The sequence below is a fragment of the Streptomyces sp. NPDC032822 genome, assembly GCF_055578825.1.
On sequence record NZ_JBVIOL010000018.1, the window covers coordinates 87,143 to 108,587 of the forward strand.

General features: G+C 72.5%; 16 protein-coding genes, 1 tRNA gene and 1 pseudogene. 9 read left to right on the forward strand and 9 right to left on the reverse strand.

Going from position 1 to position 21,445, the window contains the following annotated elements:
* Positions 1 to 2: 2 nt before the first annotated feature.
* Positions 3 to 167 carry a 50S ribosomal protein L33 gene (gene rpmG / locus ACZ5VD_RS35975; RefSeq protein WP_468553022.1) on the reverse strand — a complete coding sequence of 55 codons (165 nt, stop codon included), beginning with the start codon at positions 165 to 167 and terminating at the stop codon, positions 3 to 5.
* 62 nt (positions 168 to 229) lie between these two features.
* Between rpmG and rpmB the strand changes: the two genes are divergently transcribed.
* The 4 genes from rpmB (at position 230) to ACZ5VD_RS35995 (ending at position 2,391) form a co-directional block, all read left to right on the forward strand.
* Positions 230 to 466, forward strand: a complete 237-nt coding sequence (gene rpmB, locus ACZ5VD_RS35980; protein WP_468553021.1) for a 50S ribosomal protein L28 — start codon at positions 230 to 232, stop codon at positions 464 to 466.
* Positions 466 to 771, forward strand: coding sequence for a 30S ribosomal protein S14 (rpsN, locus tag ACZ5VD_RS35985; protein WP_468553020.1), 306 nt, complete (start codon positions 466 to 468; stop codon positions 769 to 771). The genes rpmB and rpsN overlap by 1 nt, the downstream gene beginning before the upstream one ends.
* Before the next feature lie 340 nt (positions 772 to 1,111).
* Positions 1,112 to 1,654 (forward strand): hypothetical protein, encoded by a 543-nt coding sequence (locus ACZ5VD_RS35990; RefSeq protein ID WP_468684707.1) that lies wholly within the window; start codon positions 1,112 to 1,114, stop codon positions 1,652 to 1,654.
* Between the two features lie 200 nt (positions 1,655 to 1,854).
* Positions 1,855 to 2,391 (forward strand): DUF4232 domain-containing protein, encoded by a 537-nt coding sequence (locus tag ACZ5VD_RS35995; RefSeq protein ID WP_468684709.1) that lies wholly within the window; start codon positions 1,855 to 1,857, stop codon positions 2,389 to 2,391.
* Positions 2,392 to 2,540: 149 nt separating this feature from the next.
* Here the strand turns inward: ACZ5VD_RS35995 and ACZ5VD_RS36000 are convergent, their stop codons facing one another.
* The gene (locus tag ACZ5VD_RS36000; RefSeq protein ID WP_468684711.1) at positions 2,541 to 3,704 is read right to left on the reverse strand and encodes a DUF2786 domain-containing protein; all 1,164 of its coding nucleotides are present in this window, start codon (positions 3,702 to 3,704) and stop codon (positions 2,541 to 2,543) included.
* 79 nt (positions 3,705 to 3,783) lie between these two features.
* Between ACZ5VD_RS36000 and ACZ5VD_RS36005 the strand changes: the two genes are divergently transcribed.
* Together ACZ5VD_RS36005 and ACZ5VD_RS36010 are read left to right on the forward strand one after the other, a co-directional pair.
* Entirely contained in the window at positions 3,784 to 4,536 is a 753-nt protein-coding gene (locus ACZ5VD_RS36005; protein ID WP_468553016.1) for a Clp protease N-terminal domain-containing protein, read from the forward strand.
* A gap of 263 nt (positions 4,537 to 4,799) precedes the next feature.
* Positions 4,800 to 6,485, forward strand: coding sequence for a bifunctional 3'-5' exonuclease/DNA polymerase (locus ACZ5VD_RS36010; protein ID WP_468684712.1), 1,686 nt, complete (start codon positions 4,800 to 4,802; stop codon positions 6,483 to 6,485).
* A gap of 114 nt (positions 6,486 to 6,599) precedes the next feature.
* Here ACZ5VD_RS36010 and ACZ5VD_RS36015 read toward each other — a convergent pair.
* Positions 6,600 to 8,639: pseudogene (locus ACZ5VD_RS36015) on the reverse strand (AfsR/SARP family transcriptional regulator); the annotation flags it as partial.
* Between the two features lie 417 nt (positions 8,640 to 9,056).
* Entirely contained in the window at positions 9,057 to 9,950 is an 894-nt protein-coding gene (locus ACZ5VD_RS36020; RefSeq protein WP_468684713.1) for a glycosyltransferase family 2 protein, read from the reverse strand.
* Between the two features lie 297 nt (positions 9,951 to 10,247).
* Between ACZ5VD_RS36020 and ACZ5VD_RS36025 the strand changes: the two genes are divergently transcribed.
* The 3 genes from ACZ5VD_RS36025 (at position 10,248) to ACZ5VD_RS36035 (ending at position 11,583) form a co-directional block, all read left to right on the forward strand.
* Positions 10,248 to 10,493 (forward strand): hypothetical protein, encoded by a 246-nt coding sequence (locus ACZ5VD_RS36025; RefSeq protein ID WP_468553013.1) that lies wholly within the window; start codon positions 10,248 to 10,250, stop codon positions 10,491 to 10,493.
* Between the two features lie 320 nt (positions 10,494 to 10,813).
* Complete coding sequence (locus ACZ5VD_RS36030; RefSeq protein WP_468553012.1) at positions 10,814 to 11,254, forward strand: VOC family protein; 441 nt, start codon at positions 10,814 to 10,816, stop codon at positions 11,252 to 11,254.
* A 35-nt stretch (positions 11,255 to 11,289) separates the two neighbouring features.
* On the forward strand, positions 11,290 to 11,583 hold the full coding sequence (locus ACZ5VD_RS36035; RefSeq protein ID WP_468684714.1) for a hypothetical protein: 294 nt from the start codon (positions 11,290 to 11,292) through the stop codon (positions 11,581 to 11,583).
* Positions 11,584 to 11,625: 42 nt separating this feature from the next.
* Here the strand turns inward: ACZ5VD_RS36035 and ACZ5VD_RS36040 are convergent.
* From ACZ5VD_RS36040 to topA, 5 genes are all read right to left on the reverse strand, one after another.
* Positions 11,626 to 11,699 (reverse strand) — tRNA-Thr (locus ACZ5VD_RS36040).
* Positions 11,700 to 11,818: 119 nt separating this feature from the next.
* A complete protein-coding gene (locus ACZ5VD_RS36045) occupies positions 11,819 to 13,546 on the reverse strand; it encodes an alpha/beta hydrolase (protein ID WP_468684716.1) in 1,728 nt (575 codons plus the stop codon).
* A 191-nt stretch (positions 13,547 to 13,737) separates the two neighbouring features.
* Positions 13,738 to 14,943: a DNA polymerase III subunit delta' gene (locus ACZ5VD_RS36050; protein ID WP_468684717.1), complete on the reverse strand. Its 1,206-nt coding sequence runs from the start codon at positions 14,941 to 14,943 to the stop codon at positions 13,738 to 13,740.
* A 130-nt stretch (positions 14,944 to 15,073) separates the two neighbouring features.
* A complete protein-coding gene (gene tmk, locus ACZ5VD_RS36055) occupies positions 15,074 to 18,346 on the reverse strand; it encodes a dTMP kinase (RefSeq protein ID WP_468684719.1) in 3,273 nt (1,090 codons plus the stop codon).
* A 153-nt stretch (positions 18,347 to 18,499) separates the two neighbouring features.
* Positions 18,500 to 21,322 carry a type I DNA topoisomerase gene (gene topA / locus ACZ5VD_RS36060; protein ID WP_468553007.1) on the reverse strand — a complete coding sequence of 941 codons (2,823 nt, stop codon included), beginning with the start codon at positions 21,320 to 21,322 and terminating at the stop codon, positions 18,500 to 18,502.
* Between the last annotated feature and the right edge of the window lie 123 nt (positions 21,323 to 21,445).

The window sequence follows — 21,445 nt, forward strand, 5'->3', positions numbered from 1 at the left end:
GTTCAGCGCTCCTCTCGGAAGTCGACGTGGCGGGCGAGGACCGGGTCGTACTTGCGGAGCGTCATACGGTCCGGGTCGTTGCGGCGGTTCTTGCGGGTCACGTAGGTGAAGCCGGTGCCGGCCGTGGACCGGAGCTTGATGACCGGCCGGAGTTCGTTGCGAGCCATGCTGGTATCTTACTGAAAATGAATTCCATTTACATCACCACTTCGAGAGAGGTGCATCACCCGTGTCCGCCCACTGCATGCTGACCGGCACCAAGCCCGGCTTCGGCAACCGCATCTCCCACTCCCACCGGCGCACTTCGCGCCGCTTCGACCCGAACATCCAGTCCAAGCGCTACTGGCTGCCGAGCGAGGGCCGTCATGTACGGCTGCGCCTGAGCACCAAGGGGATCAAGACGATCGACACGGTCGGCGTCGAGGCGGCCGTGGCGCGGATCCGCGCGCGAGGGGTGAAGGTCTGATGGCCAAGAAGAGCAAGATCGCAAGGAACGAGCAGCGGCAGGAGATCGTCGCGCGCTACGCCGCCCGCCGGGCCGAACTGAAGGAGACCATCCGCCGGCCGTCCTCCACCGAGGAGGAACGGCTCGCCGCACAGGCGGAGTTGCGCCGCCAGCCGCGGGACGCCAGCGCCACCCGGATCCGCAACCGCGACCAGGTGGACGGACGCCCCCGCGGCTACTTCCGCGCCTTCGGACTGTCCCGGGTGGGACTGCGCGAGCAGGCGCACGCGGGGTTCCTGCCGGGGGTGCGGAAGTCGTCCTGGTAGACCCGGGCGGTCGGGGCGGGTCGGATCAGGTCGGGTCGGGGGGGCGGTGGGGGACGACGCGGGTGCGGGGCGGAGTGCCGTAGGCGCGGTGCTGGGGATCCCATGGGGCCGGTGCGAGGGTGCCTTGGCCCGGCACGGGGGCGCCTTGGGCCCGGCACGAGGGATGCCATGGGTCCGGTACGGGGGCGCCCTGAGCTCGGCGCGGGGGATGCCATGGGGCCGGCACTGGGGCGTCCTGGGCTCGGTTACGCCCTGGTAGGCGGGGTTACGCCCTGGTAGCTTGCTGCCGTCCTTCCGGTCGCCTCGGCCGGAGCGACCGGCTACAGCTTGGGAGCTGCCAGTGACTTCGGCGACCTTCTCGCGTACGGCGGCCTCAGCGGCTACGGCGGCACGGCGGCGGGTGCGTGCCGCCGCCGCGGTCCTCTCCCTGGCCGGTGTGCTCGCGCTGAGCGCGTGCGGTGGTGGCGGCGGCTCCGACGACGACTCCTCCGGCAGCCCCAGCACCTCGGCGACCGAGAGTGCGGACACCGGGGGCACGACCGGCGGCGACGGGTCCACGGCAGCGCCCGACGGACTGGAGGGCAGCTGGCTGGCCACCACCGGCGGCAAGGCCGTGGCCCTCGTCGTCACCGGCACCGAGGCGGGGCTCTTCGCGACCGGCGGGGCCATGTGCGGGGGCACCGCCAAGAAGGAGTCGGGCGTGGAGAAGATCAGCCTCACCTGCTCGGACGGCAACAAGGACCGGGCCGAGGGCACGGTCGACTCGGTCGGCAAGACCTCGCTGAAGGTGACCTGGGAAGGCGGTCTCGGCACGGAGTCGTACACCAGGTCGAAGGGCGGCCGGCTGCCGAGCGGACTGCCGACGGCGAGCCTGGGATCCTGACCGACCCGCGCGGGAACGGGTGGGGAGGGACGGGGAGGAGCGGGGCAAGGACAGGTGGAGGGGCGGGCGCCGGAGCGGGCGCCGGAGCGGGCGCCGGAGCGGGCACTGGGGCGGGCGCCGGGGTGGGCAACCGTGTCGGGGTTTCATGCGTGATGATCCATGCACTGGACCATCGGCATCACGCTCCCCAGAGGATCTTTATGCGCACCGCCCCCGCCTTCGCCGCCACCGTTGTCGCCGCCGCCCTCCTCCTCACCGCCTGTAACGACGACGGCGGTGACAGCGGAGGCGGCGACACGAAGAGCAGCCAGGACAGCACCGCCTGCAAGATCGGCGAGGTGACCGTCGACATCGGGCCCGCCTCCGAGGCTCCCGCCGCCGGGGACACCGGCACCGTCCCCGTCACGATCACCAACACCACCGCCAAGTGCACCCTCGACGGCCTGCCCGCCGTCGGCCTCTCCGCGGGCGGCACCTCGACGAACGTCCTCACGGACCCGGCCGCCAAGGCCCAGAAGCTCACCCTCGTCGAGAACCAGGCCGTGTCCTTCACCATCACCTACGTCCGGGGCGAGTCGGGCGGCGCGAAGAGTCTGGCCGTGAAGACGGCGAAGTTCAGCCTGCCCGGGTCGACGAAGACGCACAGCTTCCCGTGGTCGTACGGCGAGGTCGCGCTGAAGGGCGCCAAGACCGATCCCGACGCCACGGTGAGCGGCTTCCAGCAGGTCAGCGACTGACTCGAGGTCGCCGGAGGACGGGAGGGCCTGACGGACGGGGGCGAAGGGCGAAAGGCGCGGGACGAGGGCGAGGAAGGGGCCGGCGCAGGCGTCGACGGGCGGAGCGGGTGGGTGGGCTAGGTGGGGTGGGCGGGGTGGGGTAGAGGTGGTCAGCCGAGGGGTCGGCGGGCGCGTACCTGGGCCCGGTCGGCCGCCTCCGACCCCTCCGTCCAGCCGGCCTCGTCGTTGACGCCGCGCAGCCGGGTCGTCGTGGTCTCCGGGAACATCCGGTCGAGACGATCGGTGACGGCGACCTCGCGGGTGGCGAGGACGGGCAACAGGTCCTCGTTCACCGGGTGCGCGGCGGCCTCGCGCAGGCGGGTGCCGACGCGGTGGGCGTAGGCCGCGAGGAAGGACTGCCGGAAGGTCTTGGTCCGCCTGCGCCCGCCCGCGCGCTGTGCCGCCTCCGCCTTCGCCATGGCGGACTGGGCCTGGACGAGCAGCGAGGTGTGCAGCAGTTCGACCACCTCCAGATCCGGTGCGAAGCCGACGACGGTCGAGAAGCCGAGGGGTTCGTTCCACACGGCCCGGCAGTGGTTCGCGGTGGCGACCGCGTCCAGCAGCACCGCCTTGGCCTGCTCGTACGGCGGTTCGACCCCGATCCGGCAGGCGCCGGGGGCGTCGGCGGCGGGCGCTCCGGCGGCGAGCACCGCCTCGTCGACACTGTGCCGGGCCATCAGCTCCTGCGCCTTGGCGCTGAGCGCTTCGGCCTCCTCGGGGAAGCCGGTCGCCTCCGCCTTGGCGAGGAGGGCGCGGATCCGGGTGAGCATGCGGGAGTCCGACCCAGGGCGGTGCCGGGCGGTCGCGGACTCCCCCGGCTCCCCGGGCTCCCTCAGACCGCCCAGGTCCTCCAGGGGTTCGATCGCGGGCAGGCTCAGGAGGAGGCGGTAGAGCTCCAGGACGGCGGTGGCGTAGGAGAAGCGGTCCGTGCGGGGCGGGACGCCGTCACCCCCAGCGGCCTCGGCGACATCGGCGAGTTCGTCGAGCTGGGCGGTCCAGCGGGGGCCGCGCGGACGGTCGTACGGCACCTGGGAGCGGATCAGCGCGGACAGCACGCGCGCGTGTACGTCGTCCAGCTCGCGCCGCACGATCCGTACGACGTCGGCGGGCTGCCAGCCGCGCCGCCAGGCCACCGCGACGAACTCCCGGCCCCGGCGGTCGAGTTCGGCGTCGGACGCGGGGTCCGCCGCGAGGAGCGAGGCGCCGGTGTCGAGGGCGGAGTCGGAGTCGGCGTAGAGGGCTGCCTGGAAGGCGCGTTCGACGGTGCTGGTCACCTGGCGATCGTCTCATCCCGCGCTTGACGAATGTCAACTTCGGGTTGACACTCCTGAACCGTCAACCTACGGTTGACACATGACGACGAACCCCAACATCACGTCATCCGTACGCCTCGACGACCTCATCACGGCCATCAAGAAGGTCCACCCCGAGCCCCTGGAGCAACTCCAGGACGCCGTCCTCGCCGGTCAGCACCTCGGCGAGGTGGCCGACCATCTGATCGGCCACTTCGTGGACCAGGCCCGGCGCTCGGGCGCCTCCTGGACGGACATCGGCCAGAGCATGGGGGTCACCCGGCAGGCCGCGCAGAAGCGGTTCGTGCCGAAGGACTCCTCGGACATCGACCCGAGCCAGGGCTTCAGCCGTTACACGCCCCGCGCGCGCAACACGGTGATGGCCGCCCACAACGAGGCCATCGCGGCCCGCAACCCCGAGGGCCGCCCCGAGCATCTCGTCCTCGGCCTGCTGGCCGAACCGGAGGGCCTGGCCGCCAGGGCGATCACCGCGCAGGGGGTCCTCCTGGACGCAGTACGGCAGGCCGCCACCGCCGTACTGCCGCCCGCGGCCGAGGAGATGCCGGAGCTCGTCCCCTACGGCTCCGACGCCAAGAAGATCCTGGAACTCACCTTCCGCGAGGCCCTCCGCCTCGGCCACAACTACGTCGGCACCGAGCACATCCTGCTCGCCCTCCTGGAGTTCGAGAACGGCCAGGGCGTCCTGTCGGACCTCGGCATCACCAAGCAGGCCGCGGAGGAGAACATCGACGCGGCGCTTGCCAAGATCGCGGTGAAGCTTGGCGAGGGCGAGGGGGAGGAAGAAGGGGCCTGAGGTGGGTCGGTGGTGAGGCAGTCGGGGCGGGTCGGTCGGGCGCGGTCCGTGAGCGACCGGCCGCTGTCGAACCGGCCCGCTGCCGGAGCGACCCTGGCCGGGTGGCCGTCGCGGTCCCTCCGTGGCTGGTGGCCGTCGCGGTCCCGCCGAAGCCGGTGACCGTCGCGGTCCGACCGTGAGGGACGGCCGTCGTCAGACCCACCGCTGTCAGACCGGCCGTCGCCAGACCGGGCATTGTCAGACCCGGCTGACACACTCGCAGCATGACCGACCGGTGGGTGCTCGCTCCGGCCGAGGACGGTGGCGTGGAGATCGCCCCCCTCGGCTCCGGTGGGCTGCTCGCCGGTCCGGTGCGGCGGGTGGCCGACCCCGCCGAGGCGGTACGCGGTCTGCCCGACGTCACCCGCTGGGTGTGGCGGTCGACGACCGAGACGTATCCGCGCCTGCTCGCCACGGGGGTGCGAGTAGAGCGGTGCTACGACGTCGAGGACGCCGAGACGCTGCTGCTGGGCCATGAGGGGCGGCACGGCGAACCGCGTTCGGCGACAGCCGCCCTGGCCCGGCTGCGCGGCGGACCCGTACCGCCCGATCCACCCCAGCGATCCGCCGAGCCCGGCTCGCAGTCACCCCTCTTCGAACCGCAGTCCGTGCACCTGCCCCTGCACGACCTCGTCGAGGTGTACGCCGATCAGCAGCGCCGCCACGACACCACCGCGCACCCGGACCGGATGCGGCTGCTGACGGCGGCCGAGTCGGCGGGGATGCTGGTAGCCGCCGAGATGAACCGCGCCGGGCTGCCGTGGAGCGCGGAGACGCACCGCGGGGTGCTGCACGAACTGCTGGGCGAGCGGTACGCGGGCGGTGGCGAGCCCCGCCGCCTTGCCGAGCTCGCCGACGAGGTGTCCGCCGCCTTCGGCCGCCGGGTCCGCCCCGATCTGCCCGCCGATGTCGTCAAGGCCTTCGCGCAGGCCGGGATCAAGGTGAAGTCGACCCGGCGCTGGGAGCTCGAATCGGTCGACCATCCGGCCGTGAAACCGCTGATCGAGTACAAGAAGCTCTACCGCATCTGGGTCGCGCACGGCTGGTCCTGGCTGCAGGACTGGGTGCGCGAGGGCCGCTTCCGACCCGAGTTCCTCGCGGGCGGCACCGTCACCGGCCGCTGGGTGACCAACGGCGGAGGCGCGCTCCAGATCCCGAAGGTCATCCGGCGGGCCGTGGTCGCGGACCCCGGCTGGCGGCTCGTCGTCGCCGACGCCGACCAGATGGAACCGCGCGTCCTCGCGGCGATCTCCCGCGACCCCGGCCTGATGGAGGTGGCCGGGCGCGAGACCGACCTCTACCAGTCCGTCTCCGACCGCGCCTTCTCCGGCGACCGCGCCCAGGCCAAACTCGCCGTGCTCGGCGCGGTCTACGGCCAGACCTCCGGCGACGGCCTCAAGAACCTCGCCGCGCTCAGACGCCGCTTCCCCAAGGCGGTGGCGTACGTCGACGACGCGGCCCGCGCCGGCGAGGAGGGGCGGCTCGTCCGGACCTGGCTCGGCCGGACCTGCCCACCGGCGGCCGGGACGGGCGACGACGCCTCCGAGGAGGCCGGCATCCCCGTCGCCGGGGACGGCTCCGAGGACCGGCAGTGGACTCCCGGGTACGCCTCCACCAACGCCCGCGCCCGCGGGCGCTTCGCCCGTAACTTCGTCGTCCAGGGCAGCGCCGCCGACTGGACCCTCCTGCTGCTCGCCGCGCTGCGCCAGTCCTGTGCGGACATGCGGGCCGAACTGGTCTTCTTCCAGCACGACGAGGTGATCGTGCACTGCCCCGAGGAGGAGGCCGAGAGGATCGTGACGGCGATCCGGGAGGCGTCGGACCTGGCGGGACGGCTGACGTTCGGCGAGACGCCGGTGCGGTTCCCGTTCACCACGGCGGTGGTGGAGTGCTATGCGGACGCGAAGTGATCAGCCACCCGGTCGGCGACCTCGTGACGGGGTGGTCGAGGTGGTGAGGGAAGTGGTGGGGGCGGTAGCGGGGGTGGAGGTAGTGGGCGTGGTGGAGGTAGTAGGCGTGGTGGGGGCGGTGGGGGTGCTGTCGTCGTCTTCGGCGAGTTCGCGGGCGAAGTCGCGGACCAGGTCGTGGAGTGTGTAGCGGCCGTAGACCGTCTCCTCCAGGAGCGCCACGTCGACGAGGCGGCCCAGCGCGGCGTCGGCGCGGGTCTCGTCGGTGCCGATGAGGCGGGCGAGAAGGGGGACGTCGTAGGCGGCGAGGTCGAGGGCGCCGATGCGGCGCAGGACGAGGGCGGCGTCGCGGTCGGCCTGCCGTTCGGACGCGGCGAGCGCGTCGTGGGTGACGGCGAGGGACCGGCGGACACTGAGGTCGTCGTACTCCAGGTGGTGCAACCGCCCTTCGGTGTGGGCCAGTTGGCCGGCCAGCCCGTCCGGCGTGAGGGCTCGGCGCGCGGCCAGCCGGGCGGCGACGACACGGAGGGCGAGGGGGAGGTGCCCGGTGAGTTCCACGAGGGGGTGGGCGGCGTCCAGGGCGCCCCAGCCGGAGGCCGCCCGCAGCAGTTCCGCGCTCTCCTCGCCGGTCAGGGGGGTGAGCGGGAACCGGTGGGCTCCGTCGAGCGCGGTCAGCGGTGAGCGGCTGGTGACGATCACCGCGCAGTCGGCGCCGGCCGGCAGCAGCGGCCGTACCTGCGCGGCGCTCGCGGCGTCGTCCAGCACCAGCAAGGTGCGTGTCGGTGCGAGCAGGGAGCGGAGCAACGCGGCTTCCGCGTCCGGGTGTTCGGGGATGTCGCGGGGTTCGGCGCCGAGATCGCGGAGCAGCGCGGCGAGGGCCTGGCCCGCGGTGAGGGGGGTCATGCCGGGGGTGGCGCCGTGCAGGTTGACGTAGAGCTGACCGTCGGGAAAACGCTCGCGCAGCCCGTGCGCCACGTGCAGCGCGAGCGCGCTCTTGCCGACGCCGGGCATGCCGCTGACGACGGCGAGGGTGAGGGTGAGGGAGGGAGGGGGACCGGAGGAAGGACCGGAAGGAGAGCCGAGGGAAGGGGCCAGGGAGGGGGCGAGGGAGGGCCCGCGGGCGGAGTGCTGGGCGGGAGTAAGGGCGTGGCGCAGTGCGTCGCGGATGCCGGTCCGGCCGGTGAAGTGGGCGGGGGGTGGCGGGAGTTGGGCGGGGCGGGGTGGCCGGAGGCGGGCGGCGTGGCCATCGCCGTCGGCGCCGCTGTCTTCGCGCGTAGCGTTGCCGGTCGTCGTAGCGGCAGCCGTCACGGCCGAGGCCGCCGAAACCGGTGAGTTCGCTGGACCGGGCCGGCCGTGCTCCCCGTCGCCCACGGGTGCGGGCGAGCCGTGCGAAGCCCCCTGCAACACCTCCACATGCGCCTCCCGCACCCCCGGCCCCGGCTCGATGCCGAGTTCCTCGACGAGGCGGGTGCGCAGATCGCGGTGGACGGCGAGGGCCTCGGCCTGGCGCCCGGTGCGGTGCAGGGCGAGCATCAACTGGCGGTGGTACGCCTCCCGCAGCGGCTGCTCGGCGGCCAGCGCGGCCAACTCCGGTACCAGAGCGGCGAGTCGTGTGTCGCCGAGGGCGAGTTCGGCGTCGTAGCGCCACTCCAGGAGGAGCAGCCGCGTCTCGCGGAGGCGCTGTGCGAAGCCGTATCCGCGGAGTTCGGACGGGAGCCCGCCGAGCGGTGTGCCGCGCCACAGCGCGAGGGCGTCGGCGCATTCGCGCACGACCCGTTCCCAGTTCCGGGCGGCGTGCGCGCCGCGCGCGGCGGCGACGTGCCGCTCGAAGACGTGCACGTCCAGTTCGCCCTGTTCGACGCGCAGCAGATAGCCGGGCGGCACCGCCCGCAGCCGTGCCGGGTCGTCGAGCTGCCGCCGTAGCCGGGTGACGTGGTTGTGCAGGGATGCCTGCGCGGACGGCGGCGGGGCACCGCCCCACAACGCGTCCTTCAGCGAGTCGACGGAGACGATACGACCGGCTTCGAGCAACAACGCGGCCAGCAGAACCCGCGCCTTGGGGCTCCGGACCGCCCGCACTGCCCGGACACCGGTGGCGCCGCGGCCGTCGTACAGGACGGGCGACCCCAGCAGTCCGAACCGCAGCTCGTACCGCAGCCCGCACCCCGCCACGCCCCACTGCCTTCCCGTACACCGCCGTTGGCCACATGTTAGCGATCTGTTGGAGTGGCCTGATGTGATCACTACATCGGATCTGGCCCGACGGTGCGCGCGTACGACGCGCAACTCGGGGGAGTGTCGCCGTCGCGGCCGGATCCGCGTACGGAGGAGGGTCCCGGTCGGCGGAGGTGAACGCCCGGGACCCTCGTCCGTACGGCACCTGGTCAGGCGTACGAGATCAGACGGGCGCGGGGTGCCTGGGCCTGGGGAGGGCCGGACGACCGGCGAGTGCCAGGTGATGACCGGCGAGTGCCAAGTGACCGGCAAGTGTCAGGTACCTGGAGGCCGTCCGCCGGATACCTGGCGGGCGTCCATCGGGTACCTGGCGGGCGTCCGCCGGATACCTGGCGGGCGTCAGATGACCGGCGGTCGCCCCAGTCGGCTGAGGCGCCAGACGGTCCGCCAGCTCATCGGCCGCCGTTCGCCGGCCGGTTCCCGTACGCCCTCCATGAAGCCGCCGAACCAGGCGCGCAATCCGGCCACCGACCGCACCCGCAGCAGCGTGAGCAGCGTCCACACGCCCAGATGCACCGGGATCAGCGCGAGCGGCAGCCGTCGCCGGACCAGCCACACCCGGTTCCGGGCGTTCACCCGGTAGTAGATGGCGTGCCGGGCAGGTGAGGTCTTCGGGTGCTGGAGCAGCAGTTCGGGCGCGTACAGGATCCGCCAGCCGCCGTCGGCGACCCGCCAGGCGAGGTCGGTCTCCTCGTGGGCGAAGAAGAACTCGGCGGGCCAGTCCCCGGTCTCGCCGAGCATCGTCATACGGAGGGCATGGCCGCCGCCGAGGAACCCGGTGACGTACCCGCCCCGCATCGGATCGGAGGAGCCGACGCGCGGCACGTGCCGCTGCTGGGTCTCGCCGTGCTCGTCGGCGATGCGGAAGCCGACGATGCCGAGGCGTGGGTCGGCGGCGAACAGTTCCGCCACGCGGCGCAGTACGTCGGCGTCGACCAGGAGCCCGTCGTCGTCCAGCTCGACGACGACATCGACGTCCCCGAACTCCCGCAACCGGGCCAGCGCCACGTTCCGCCCACCGGGGCAGCCGAGGTTCTCCTCGACGTCGATGGTGGTGACCTCGCCGGGCAGCGACAGCCGCGCGGCGAACTCGGGCAACCGACAGCCGTTTCCGACGATCACGATGCGTGCCGGGGCGAGATCCTGCTTGGCCACGGACTGCAACAGGGCGTCGACTTCGTCGGGCCGGTTGCCCATGGTCACCACGGCGACACCGATCCTCGGCATCTCCACGTCCCTCACCTCATCCCGACCGACAACGGCGCACGCGATGCTAGCCGTTCACGGTAAGGACTTCCTAAGTACCCCTGCCCGTACCCGGCCGACGGGATCGACATCTCATCTGTCGGACAACGAAGCGCCCTGGCCGGGAGAACCGCCCCGGGATCCACCGAGGCCGGTGCGCACACCGGCGCGATCGGTTCGACTCCCCGCAGACGCTGCCTCGTTATGGCAAGGCGTGCGCCCACCTCCACGTCAGCGGAGTGCGGCGCGTGGGCCAGTGCCACCACATCACGCAGTGAGTTGTTCATGATCGAGCAGCAAAAGGACTCCTCTCCGGACCGACCATGGCAGGCACGGCGGCGCCGGACCGGGATCGCCGCGTTCTTCGTGGGACTCGTCGCCACGCTCGCCTTCTTCGCCTTCTTCCCCGGGCTGCCGCACGTCATCGACTGGGGAGCGCTCCTCGTGTCCCTCACGGTGGGCGGGCTTGCCCAATGGGGCTGCCATGCCTGGATGGAGAGAACGGTGAAGGAGAAGGCCGCACGCGGGTGATCAGGCTCGGTGAGGCCAGGCAGGACGCTCCACCGAGCCCGCCCTGTACGACACGTTCTTCAGGTCGCCAACCTCACCACCGACAAGGCGGCACGTCGGGCGGTACGTGAGGGGAGGCATCGCCATCATGGGAGTGGCCACCTGCGCCGCGCTCACCCTGGGGGGTGGCGCCCGGCTCGCGGGGCCGCGGTTGCGGCCCCGAAGTGCGATCCAGATTTCTCGAAGTCGGTGGTCCCCGGATGTCGAGAACGTGTCACCGGCTCCGTCCCAGGGACATCAGCGGCCACCACCGGCCGCACAAGGAAGAAGGAGAAACCAGCATGGCGATTCAGCGGATGGACAACGTCGGCATCGTCGTCGAGGACATGGATGCCGCCATCGCGTTCTTCGTGGAACTCGGTATGGAGCTGGAGGGCAGGGCGGAGGTCAAGGGCCTCGTCGCCGACCAGTGCACCGGACTCGACGGCGTCCACTGTGACATCGCGATGGTCCGGACCCCGGACGGTCACAGTCGGCTCGAACTGGCGAAATACCGTACCCCCGCGGCGATCAGTACCGGGCCGCGCAACCAGCCGCACAACATTCTGGGCACGCACCGCGTCATGTTCGCCGTCGACGACCTTGAGGACACCATCGCCCGCCTGCGCCCTCACGGCGCCGAACTCGTCGGCGAGATCGCCCGGTTCGAGGACCTCTATCTGCTCTGCTACGTCCGCGGCCCGGAGGGCATCATCGTCGGACTGGCCGAGCAACTGCGCTGAGCAGGAGGAACCGAACCACCCAGACCGTCGACGCGATGCCGCCGCTCCGGCGGAGCGCGGGGCAGTTCGCCGCCCGGAACCGACGCCCCGGGGCGACTGTGGAGCCGCGCGTCGAGCAGGTCGCGCCGTTGCCTCTCGATCACCTCGTCGCGCGGCTCGCCGAGGCCGCCGAACGCGACGGTCGCCCGGTCGCGGATCCAGCGCGGACGGCACTCGCGCAGCTCGCCGGACAGACCGTCGAGGCGGTGACGAACCAGGACGGCCGCACAACGGCCACACATGACGGAGCGAAGATCATCGAGTTTCGCCCCCGCCGACTTCCGGCATGAAAAAACCCCAGGTCACGGCGAGTGAGTCCTGGGGTTAATCCGAGCCGCCTTCGGGATTCGAACCCGAGACCTACGCATTACGAGTGCGTTGCTCTGGCCATCTGAGCTAAGGCGGCGCGCTGTCCACACCTATGGTGCGATCAGCAACGTCGGCAAGTCTACACAGTTTCCGAGGGTGCTCCGAACCGGCCCCGGGGCCCTCGACCCCGGGGCCGGGCGGGTCCGGCCGGAGGGGCTACGAGCAGCGCTTTCCCTCGGTCGGGGGCGTGCCGCGGAGCAGGTAGGTGTTGATCGCGGAGTCGATGCAGGTGCTGCCGCGGCCGTAGGCGGTGTGGCCGTCGCCCTCGTAGGTGAGGAGGCGGGCGGAGGCCAGTTGGGCGGCGAGGCCGCGGGCCCAGCGGTAGGGGGTCGCCGGGTCGCGGGTGGTGCCGACGACGACGATCGGGGCCGCGCCCTTCGCCTCGATGCGGTGCGGCTCACCGGTGGCCCGGACCGGCCAGTACGCGCAGTTCAGGGAGGCCCAGGCGAGGCCCTCGCCGAAGACCGGGGACGCCTTCTCGAACGCGGGGAGGGACTTCTCGACCTCGGCCGGGGTGTCGAAGGCGGCCGGGAGGTCGAGGCAGTTCACGGCGGCGTTGGCGAACATCATGTTCTCGTAGCTGCCGTCCGCGTCCCGGTCGTAGTAGCTGTCGGAGAGGAACAGCAGGCCCGCGCCGTCGTTCTCCTTCATCGCCGAGGTCAGCGCCTCGCGCAACTGCGCCCACGCGCCCTCGTCGTACATCGCGGCGATCACGCCGGTGGTGGCGAGGGCCTCGCCGAGCTTTCGGCCGTCCGCGTCGCCTGCGGGGATCGGGCGGGCGTCCAGCTTCCGGAAGAAGGCCTTGAGGTTCCGGCCGACCTGGGCGGGCGTCGTGCTCTTGCGGCCCAGCGGGCAGTCCGTCTGCTGCACGCAGTCCTTCGCGAACGACTGGAACGCCGTCTCGAAGCCCGCTGTCTGGTCGAGGTTCAACCGGCGCGCGGGCAGCGAGGGGTCCATCGCGCCGTCCAGGACGAGGCGGCCCGCCCGCTCCGGGAACAGGCCCGCGTACGTCGCCCCGAGGAACGTGCCGTACGACGCCCCCACATAGGTCAGCTTCGGGTCGCCCAGCGCCGCCCGCACGATGTCCATGTCCCGGGCCGCCTCGACCGTCGACACATGGCGCAGCAGTCGCGGCGAGTGGGTGCCGCAGCCCTCCGCGAACTCCTTGTACGCGTCGACGAGTCGGGACGTCTCCCGGGCGGTGTCGGGTGTCGAGTCCGTCTGCGTGTACGCGTCCATCCGCCGCCCGCTGAGGCATGTGACGGGCTCGCTGCGGGCGACCCCGCGCGGATCGACCGCGACCATGTCGTAGCGGGCGCGGACCTGTGCCGGGTAACCGATGCCGGCGTACGCCTGGAGGTAGCCGATGGCCGAACCGCCCGGCCCGCCCGGGTTCACCAGCAGCGATCCGAGACGCTTGCCGGGCCCGGTGGCCTTCTTGCGGGCCACCGCGAGCCGGACGTCACCGTCGGCCGTCTTCGCGTAGTCCAGCGGCGCCTTGAGCGTGCCGCACTCGAAGCCGGGGACGCCGCAGCTGCGCCACTTCACCTTCTGTCCGTAGTACGACGCGAGGGCGGCCGGCGTGGCCTGCGGCAGCGCGGCCAGCGCGGCGTGGGCCCCCGCACTGCCGGAACTCGTCGCGCTTCCCGAGGAGCAGGCGGAGACGAGCAGCGCGGCGGCGGCGAGGAGCACACCTCCGGCGCGAACCCTGCGCGCCGACGAGTGCCCGGCGGGCCTGGCGGGCTGGGCGGGCCGGGTGGGCCGTACGGACGGAGTGGGCGTGGCGGACGAGGCGGGCCGTACGGACGGAGTGGGCGTGGCGGACGAGGCGGGCCGGCCTGCCGCGGGCGGGAGTTGGGGGCGGGAGCTGCGCCTGATGTGCATCGACCGAGCGTAACTCTGCGCAGCGCTTCGAACGCTCTCCGTGAACGCCTTGGCTCGTACGAGTGACATGGTCAACTTCCCACCGCCCCCGACCCCGCTCCTGCCTCGAACCCGGCCTCGGCCCCGGCCCCGGCCCATCCGGCCCCGTCCAGTCCGGCGCCGCCCCACCCGGTCGGTCCGGCCCCGCCCCGTCAGCCCGCTCTCAGGGCCATCGTCATCGCCTCGACCGCGAGCAGCGGAGCCACATTGCGGTCGAGGGCCTCACCGCACGCGGCGATCGCCTCGATACGGCGGAGCGTGGACTCCGGGGAGCCGGCGCGGGCGAGCCGCTCCAGGGCGTCCTCCACGTCGGCGTTGGAGATCGCCACGCGGGAGCCGAGCTGGAGAGCGAGGACGTCCCTGTAGAAGCCGGTGAGGTCGGTCAGGGCGAGGTCGAGGCTGTCGCGCTGCGTACGGGTCCGGCGTCGCTTCTGCTTGTCCTCCAGGTCCTTCATCACGCCCGCGGTGCCTCGCGGCATCCGGCCGCCCTGGGACGCGCCCATCGCCGCCTTCAGCTCCTCGGTCTCCTTGCCGTCCATGTCCTCGGCGAGCTGTTTGGCGTCCTCCGAGGCCGCGTCGACCAGTTCCTGCGCGGCCCTGAGGCAGGCGCCGACGTCCTCGACGCGCAGCGGCAGTTTCAGCACCGCGGCCCGGCGCTCCCGGGCGGCCGGATCGGTGGCGAGGCGACGGGCCCGGTCGACGTGGCCCTGCGTGGCGCGCGCGGCGGCCATCGCGGCGGCCGGTTCGACGCCCTCTCTCCGGACGAGCATGTCGGCGACGGCGTCCACCGACGGCGTCGACAGGTTCAGGTGGCGGCAACGGGAGCGGATGGTGGGCAGGACGTCCTCGATGGACGGGGCGCACAGCAGCCACACCGTCCGGGGGGCGGGCTCCTCCACGGCCTTGAGGACAGCATTGGCCGACTTCTCGTTGAGCCGCTCGGCGTCCTCCACGAGGATGACCTGCCAACGGCCGTTCGCCGGCGAGGTGAACGACTTGCGGACGGTGTCCCGCATGTCGTCGACGAGGATCTGCGAGCCGACGGCGGCCACGGTGGAGACGTCGGCGTGGGTGCCGATCAGGGCCGTATGGCAGCCGTCGCAGAAGCCGCAGCCGGGGACTCCGCCGAGTGCGCGGTCCGGGCTGACGCACTGCAGGGCCGCGGTGAAGGCCCGCGCCGCCTGGTTCCGCCCCGCGCCGGGCGGCCCCGTGAACAGCCAGGCGTGCGTCATCTTCGACGCCTCGGGAGGCGGTGTGCCGGTGACGGCCGCGGTGACCAGGGCGTCGGCATCCCGAGCGGCGGCACCGAGCTGCCCGCTCACCCGCTCCTGCCCGACCAGGTCGTCCCAGACGGCCATCCGTCACCCCGCCCTTTCGTCACACTTCGCGTTGCGGATTCCATTGTGAGGGCCGGCACTGACAACGCCGACACGGACAACGGGGCGAGCGAACCTCGCCCGCCCCGCCCGGCCGCCCCGACGAACGGGCTCAGCCCCGCCGGCCCCGACCGCGCCGGCCCCTGCCCTCGTCGAACTCCTCGTCCCCGCGCGGTCCCAGCAGCTCGTCCGCCAACGTCGGCAGATCGTCCAGCGGCGTTTCCTCGGCCCAGTCCGACCGCGGCCGACGCCGAGGCGTGCCGGCCTCGTCGACCTGCGGCAGTTCACGCGTACGGTCCTCGGTCCCGTCCGGCTGCGCGCCGGCACCGGTCCGGCCGTCCCGGAAGAAGCCCGGCGGAACCCGCCCCTCGTGCTCCTCACCCCGCACGGGAGGCAGTACGGCCGTCTCGTCCGCGGCACCCGGCACCCGGGGCAGCACCGCCGTCTCGTCCGCCGCACCCGACGGAACCGGCGGCTGCGGCAGTTCCGTCGTCACCTCGGCGTCCGACCCACCCGCGGTCCCCTTGCCGGGCCGCCCGCCGTCCTGCTCGTCCCGCACGGGACGCAGCACGGTGGTCTCCTCCGCGTCCCTCGGTGCCACCGGCGGCAGCACCGCGGTCTCCTCCGCCGCGCCCGGAGGCACGGAGGGCAGTACGGCCGTCTCGTCCGCCGCGCCGCCCGACGCGTTCGGCTTCACCACCGGCGTGGGCACGGTCCCGGCGTCCGACGCGCGGCCGGAAGCCGGCCGGGGCGCCGTCGGCCTGGGGGGCGCCGACGCGGCGGCCGCCGCCTGTTCGGCCAGCCGACGGGCCTCCTCGGCACGCTGCAGCGCCTCCTCGGCCTTGCGCTGCTTCTCCAGGCGCCGCGCGTCGGCCTCGGCCCGCAGTCGCGCCTCCTCCTCGGCCTGCTTGCGGCGCCGGTCCTCCTCGACCTTGCGGCGTGCCTCTTCCTCGGCCCGCACCTTCTCCTCGGCGAGGAGCCGCACCCGCTCCTCCTCGGCCCGCCGACGCGCTTCCTCGGCCCGCACCCGGGCTTCCTCGGCCTGCCGCTCCGCCTCGCGCCGCTGCGCCTCCTCCAGCTCGCGCCGCTTGCGCTCCTCCTCCTCGGCGCGCAGCCGTTCGAGCTGCTCCTGGCGCTCGCGCTCCAGGCGCTCCTCCTCGGCCTTGCGGGCGGCCTCCTCCTCCGCCTTGCGGCGGGCCTCTTCCTCGGCCTTGCGGCGGGCTTCCTCCCGGGCCTGGATCTCGGCCTCGGACAGCGGCAGCATCTGGTCGAGCCGGTGCCGTACGACGGTGGTGACGGCCTCGGGTTCCTGGCCCGCGTCCACCACCAGGTAGCGCCCCGGGTCGGCCGCGGCCAGCGTGAGGAAACCGGACCGCACGCGTGCGTGGAACTCGGCCGGCTCCGACTCCAGCCGGTCCGGCGCCTCGGTGAACCGCTCCCGCGCGATCTCCGGCGAGACGTCCAGCAGCACGGTCAGGTGGGGTACGAGCCCGTCCGTCGCCCAGCGGTTGATGCGGGCGATCTCGGTCGGGGACAGATCACGGCCGGCGCCCTGGTAGGCCACCGAAGAGTCGATGTAGCGGTCGGAGACGACCACCGCGCCGCGTTCCAGCGCGGGACGCACCACCGTGTCGACGTGTTCCGCGCGGTCCGCCGCGTACAGCAGGGCCTCGGCCCGGTGCGAGAGCCCGGCCGACGACACGTCCAGGAGGATCGACCGCAGCCGCTTGCCCACCGGGGTCGCCCCGGGCTCGCGCGTCACCACGACCTCGTGCCCCTTGGCCCTGATCCACTCGGCGAGCGCCTCGGCCTGGGTGGACTTCCCGGCCCCGTCGCCGCCCTCCAGGGCGATGAAGAAACCGGCGTCGGCGGGTGCGGGCTCGGGGTCGTCGCCACCGAGCAGCGCGTCCCTCAGGTCGTGCCGCAGGGGCACGCCGGAGCGGTCATCGACCTTGGCCAGTACCAGGGCGGCCACCGGCAGCAGCAGTGCGCCGATGAGCATCAGGGTGAAGGCGGCGCCGCCGTGCGCGAACACGAACTTGCCGTTCTCCAGGCGGTGCGGGCCGATCCCCGCCGCCACCAGGGGCGCCACCAGTGCCCCGAGGGCCACCGAGACGCGGACGACCGCGTGCAGATGTTCGGTGGTCCGCGCCTTGCGGTATTCCTCGGTCTCCAGGTCGAGCAGTGTGTGACCGGTGTTGGCGGCCACGCCCGCGCCGATGCCGGCCAGCGCGAGGATCAGCACCACGCTGGTGACGTCCGGGACGAGCCCGGCGGCCAGCAGCGCGATGCCGGTGAAGGCGAGCGCCAGCGCCAGCAGGCGGCGCCGGGACAGGGTGGGCAGCAGGGCGGGCGCCGTGCGGATGCCGACGACCACGCCGCCGGTCAGCGCGCCCACCAGCAGGCCGTACATCACCGGGCCGCCGCCCAGGTCCTTGGCGTGCAGCACGGACACGGCGACCGCGGCGGCCACCGCCCCGGCGACGGCCACGCAGGCCAGCATCAGCAGCGGGATGACGCCGGTACGGCCCTTGTCGGGGCCGGTGCCGGTCCTGGGCCGGCGCAGTCCCTCCAGCGGCGACCGCGCGCGGGGGGTGCGTGTGCCGGGCAGTTCCAGGAAGGTCAGCACGGACAGGGACGCGGCGAACAGTCCGGCGGCGACGTACGACGCGAGGGCCGCCTGGTGCTGGGCGAACCAGGCGATTCCGGAGCCGAGCAGGTTGTTGAGCAGTGCCGCGACGACGAGGACGACGGCCGCGAGCGGGATCGCCACGAAGGTCGTCCGCAGCGACAGGCGGCGCAGCGCGTCCATGTGGTCCGGCAGCGGTCGTACCGTCGCGCCCTCCGGAGGCGGGGCGGGCAGCAGGGCGGGGGCCGCGCTCTCTCGGCACACCGTCCAGAAGCGCTCGGCGACCCCGGTCACGAAGGCGGTGACCAGGAGGATCGCCAGCGCGTCCGCGGGCGTCCAGTCGATCCACAGGGGCGCCACGATGAGCACCGCGGCCCGCACCCCGTCCGCGCCGACCATGGTCCAGCGCCGGTCGAGCGGGCCGTCGTGCGAGGTGAGCGAGGTCAGCGGGCCGAGGAGGACGGCCCCGAAGAGCACCGTCGCGAAGATGCGCACCGCGAAAACGGTCGCCACTGCGAACGCCACGCCCCGGTAGCCGCCGCCGAACGAGCCCTCGGCGATCGCCGTCTGGAGGGCGAGAACCACCAGCACCAGAAGCGCGAGGGTGTCACCGACTCCGCCCACGAGTTGTGCGCTCCACAGCCGTTTCAGCTGCGGCCGGCGCAGCAGGGCGCGGACGGCGCGCTCGCGGGAGTCCGCGAGCAGGGCGTCGTCGGGGGCCGGGTGAGGGGCCGTTGGCTGCTCCGCTGGGGTCATGCTTTCAGCCTATCGGGACGCACCGACAGACCGAGTCGCCCGTCCGAACGTGCGCACGCCCCGACACCAAAGTGATGCCGGGGCGTTCTTTTTGCGAACCCCTGGTGGAGGAACGCGGTGGCCGTCACACGTCGGCGGCCGTCTTCGAAGCCGTCACTCGTCGGTGGCCGTCTTCGAAGCCGTCGCCTTCTTCGCGGTGGTCTTCTTGGCGGTCGTCTTCTTCGCGGCCGTCGTCGTCTTCTTGGCCGCGGTCTTCTTCGCGGTCGTCGCCTTCTTGGCCGGAGCCTTCTTGGCGGGTGCCTTCTTCGCCGTCTTCTTGGCGGGGCTCTTCGCCCGCTTCTCGGCGAGCAGTTCGAAGCCGCGCTCCGGGGTGATCTCCTCGACGCTGTCGCCGGAGCGCAGGGTCGCGTTGGTCTCCCCGTCGGTGACGTACGGCCCGAAGCGGCCGTCCTTGACGACGACAGGCGCCCCGCTGACCGGGTCGGCGCCCAGTTCCTTCAGCGGCGGCTTGGCGGCGGCCCGGCCACGCTGCTTGGGCTGGGAGTAGATCTCCAGCGCCTCTTCGAGGGTGATCGTGAAGAGCTGGTCCTCGGCGGTGAGGGACCGCGAGTCCGTGCCCTTCTTCAGGTACGGGCCGTAGCGGCCGTTCTGCGCGGTGATCTCCACACCCTCGGCGTCCTTGCCGACGACGCGGGGCAGCGACATCAGCTTGAGGGCGTCCGCGAGCGTCACCGTGTCGAGCGACATCGACTTGAACAGCGAGGCCGTACGCGGCTTGACGGCGTTCTTGCCGGTCTTCGGGGTGCCCTCGGGGAGCACCTCGGTGACGTACGGGCCGTAGCGGCCGTCGCGGGCGATGATCTGACGGCCCGTCTCCGGGTCGGCGCCGAGTTCGAAGTCGCCGCTCGGCTTGGCGAGCAGCTCCTCCGCGAGGTCGACGGAGAGCTCGTCCGGGGCCAGGTCCTCGGGCACATCCGCCCGCTGGTGGTTCTCGGAGTCCTTCTCGCCGCGCTCGACGTAGGGGCCGTAGCGTCCGACCCGCAGCACGATGTCGTTGCCGACGGGGAACGACGAGACCTCGCGGGCGTCGATCGCGCCCAGGTCGGTCACGAGCTCCTTGAGGCCGCCGAGGTGGTCCCCGTCGCCGTTTCCGGCGTCCGCGGCACCGCCCCCGCCACTGCCCTCGCCGAAGTAGAAGCGCCTGAGCCACGGCACGGCCTGTGCCTCGCCGCGGGCGATGCGGTCGAGGTCGTCCTCCATGCGGGCGGTGAAGTCGTAGTCGACGAGCCGGCCGAAGTGCTTCTCCAGGAGGTTGACCACGGCGAAGGACAGGAAGGACGGCACCAGGGCCGTGCCCTTCTTGAAGACATAGCCGCGGTCGAGGATCGTGCCGATGATCGACGCGTACGTCGACGGGCGGCCGATCTCGCGCTCTTCGAGCTCCTTGACGAGGCTGGCCTCGGTGTAGCGGGCCGGGGGCTTGGTGGCGTGCCCGTCGACCGTGATCTCCTCGGCGGAGAGCGCGTCGCCCTCGGTGACCTGGGGCAGCCGGCGCTCGCGGTCGTCCAGCTCCGCGTTCGGGTCGTCGGCGCCTTCGACGTACGCCTTCAGGAAGCCGTGGAAGGTGATCGTCTTGCCGGACGCGCTGAACTCGACGTCCCGGCCGTCGGCGGCGGCGCCGGCGATCTTCACCGTGACGGAGTTGCCGACCGCGTCCTTCATCTGGGAGGCGACGGTCCGCTTCCAGATCAGCTCGTAGAGCCTGAACTGGTCGCCGGTCAGACCGGTCTCCGCCGGGGTGCGGAAACGATCACCCGAGGGGCGGATCGCCTCGTGCGCCTCCTGGGCGTTCTTGACCTTCCCGGCGTACGTCCGCGGCTGCGCCGGCAGGTAGTCGGCGCCGTACAACTGCGTGACCTGGGCGCGGGCCGCCGAGACGGCGGTCTCGCTCAGCGTCGTGGAGTCCGTACGCATGTAGGTGATGAAGCCGTTCTCGTACAGCTTCTGGGCCACCTGCATGGTCGCCTTCGCGCCGAAGCCGAGCTTGCGCGAGGCCTCCTGCTGGAGCGTCGTCGTACGGAACGGGGCGTACGGCGAGCGTCGGTACGGCTTCGACTCGACGGAGCGCACCGCGAAGCGGGTGTTCTCCAGGGCGGCGGCCAGCGCGCGGGCGTCGGCCTCGTCGAGGTGCAGGGTGTTCGCGCTCTTGATCTGCCCCAGGGAGTCGAAGTCGCGCCCCTGCGCGACCCGCCTGCCGTCGACGGTCTGAAGGCGGGCGACCAGCGACGACGGGTCGCTGGCGTCGCCTGCCCGACCGGTCCCGAAGGTGCCCGTCAGGTCCCAGTACTCGGCGGAACGGAACGCGATGCGCTCGCGTTCCCGCTCGACCACGAGCCGGGTGGCGACCGACTGGACACGGCCCGCCGACAGTCGCGGCATGACCTTCTTCCACAGGACCGGCGAGACCTCGTAGCCGTAGAGGCGGTCGAGGATGCGGCGGGTCTCCTGGGCGTCGACCAGCTTCTGGTTCAGCTCGCGCGGGTTGGCGACGGCGGCCTGGATCGCGGCCTTGGTGATCTCGTGGAAGACCATCCGCTTGACCGGGACCTTGGGCTTGAGGACCTCCTGGAGGTGCCAGGCGATGGCCTCGCCCTCGCGGTCCTCATCGGTGGCGAGGAAGAGCTCGTCGGAGTCCTTCAGCAGGTCCTTGAGCTTCTTGACCTGGGCCCTCTTGTCGGCGTTGACGACATAGATGGGCTGGAAGTCGTGGTCGACGTCCACGCCGAGGCGACGGACCTCGCCGGTGTACTTCTCGGGCACCTCCGCGGCGCCGTTGGGGAGGTCGCGGATGTGCCCGACGCTCGCTTCGACGACGTAGCCGGGGCCGAGATAGCCCTTGATCGTCTTCGCCTTGGCAGGCGACTCGACGATGACGAGTCGGCGGCCGACGTGTGCGGTGTCGCTGGTCGGGGACAACTTCGCTCTTCTCTCCGGATCGACGCTGGGGGCTCCCCCCAGGGCCTTGGTCCCGGGGTCGGGTCATGCTGACGCTGCGGAGTGTGACGGTACATCCCGCCCCCGTGTCAAACGGGAAAAGCC

Coding starts and splice junctions, on each gene's coding strand:
- rpmG (WP_468553022.1), bottom strand. CDS start 167: ATGGCTCGCAACGAACTCCGGCCGGTCATCAAGCTCCGGTCCACGGCC.
- rpsN (WP_468553020.1), top strand. CDS start 466: ATGGCCAAGAAGAGCAAGATCGCAAGGAACGAGCAGCGGCAGGAGATC.
- ACZ5VD_RS35995 (WP_468684709.1), top strand. CDS start 1,855: ATGCGCACCGCCCCCGCCTTCGCCGCCACCGTTGTCGCCGCCGCCCTC.
- ACZ5VD_RS36005 (WP_468553016.1), top strand. CDS start 3,784: ATGACGACGAACCCCAACATCACGTCATCCGTACGCCTCGACGACCTC.
- ACZ5VD_RS36010 (WP_468684712.1), top strand. CDS start 4,800: ATGACCGACCGGTGGGTGCTCGCTCCGGCCGAGGACGGTGGCGTGGAG.
- ACZ5VD_RS36025 (WP_468553013.1), top strand. CDS start 10,248: ATGATCGAGCAGCAAAAGGACTCCTCTCCGGACCGACCATGGCAGGCA.
- ACZ5VD_RS36030 (WP_468553012.1), top strand. CDS start 10,814: ATGGCGATTCAGCGGATGGACAACGTCGGCATCGTCGTCGAGGACATG.
- ACZ5VD_RS36035 (WP_468684714.1), top strand. CDS start 11,290: ATGCCGCCGCTCCGGCGGAGCGCGGGGCAGTTCGCCGCCCGGAACCGA.
- ACZ5VD_RS36045 (WP_468684716.1), bottom strand. CDS start 13,546: ATGCACATCAGGCGCAGCTCCCGCCCCCAACTCCCGCCCGCGGCAGGC.
- ACZ5VD_RS36050 (WP_468684717.1), bottom strand. CDS start 14,943: ATGGCCGTCTGGGACGACCTGGTCGGGCAGGAGCGGGTGAGCGGGCAG.
- tmk (WP_468684719.1), bottom strand. CDS start 18,346: ATGACCCCAGCGGAGCAGCCAACGGCCCCTCACCCGGCCCCCGACGAC.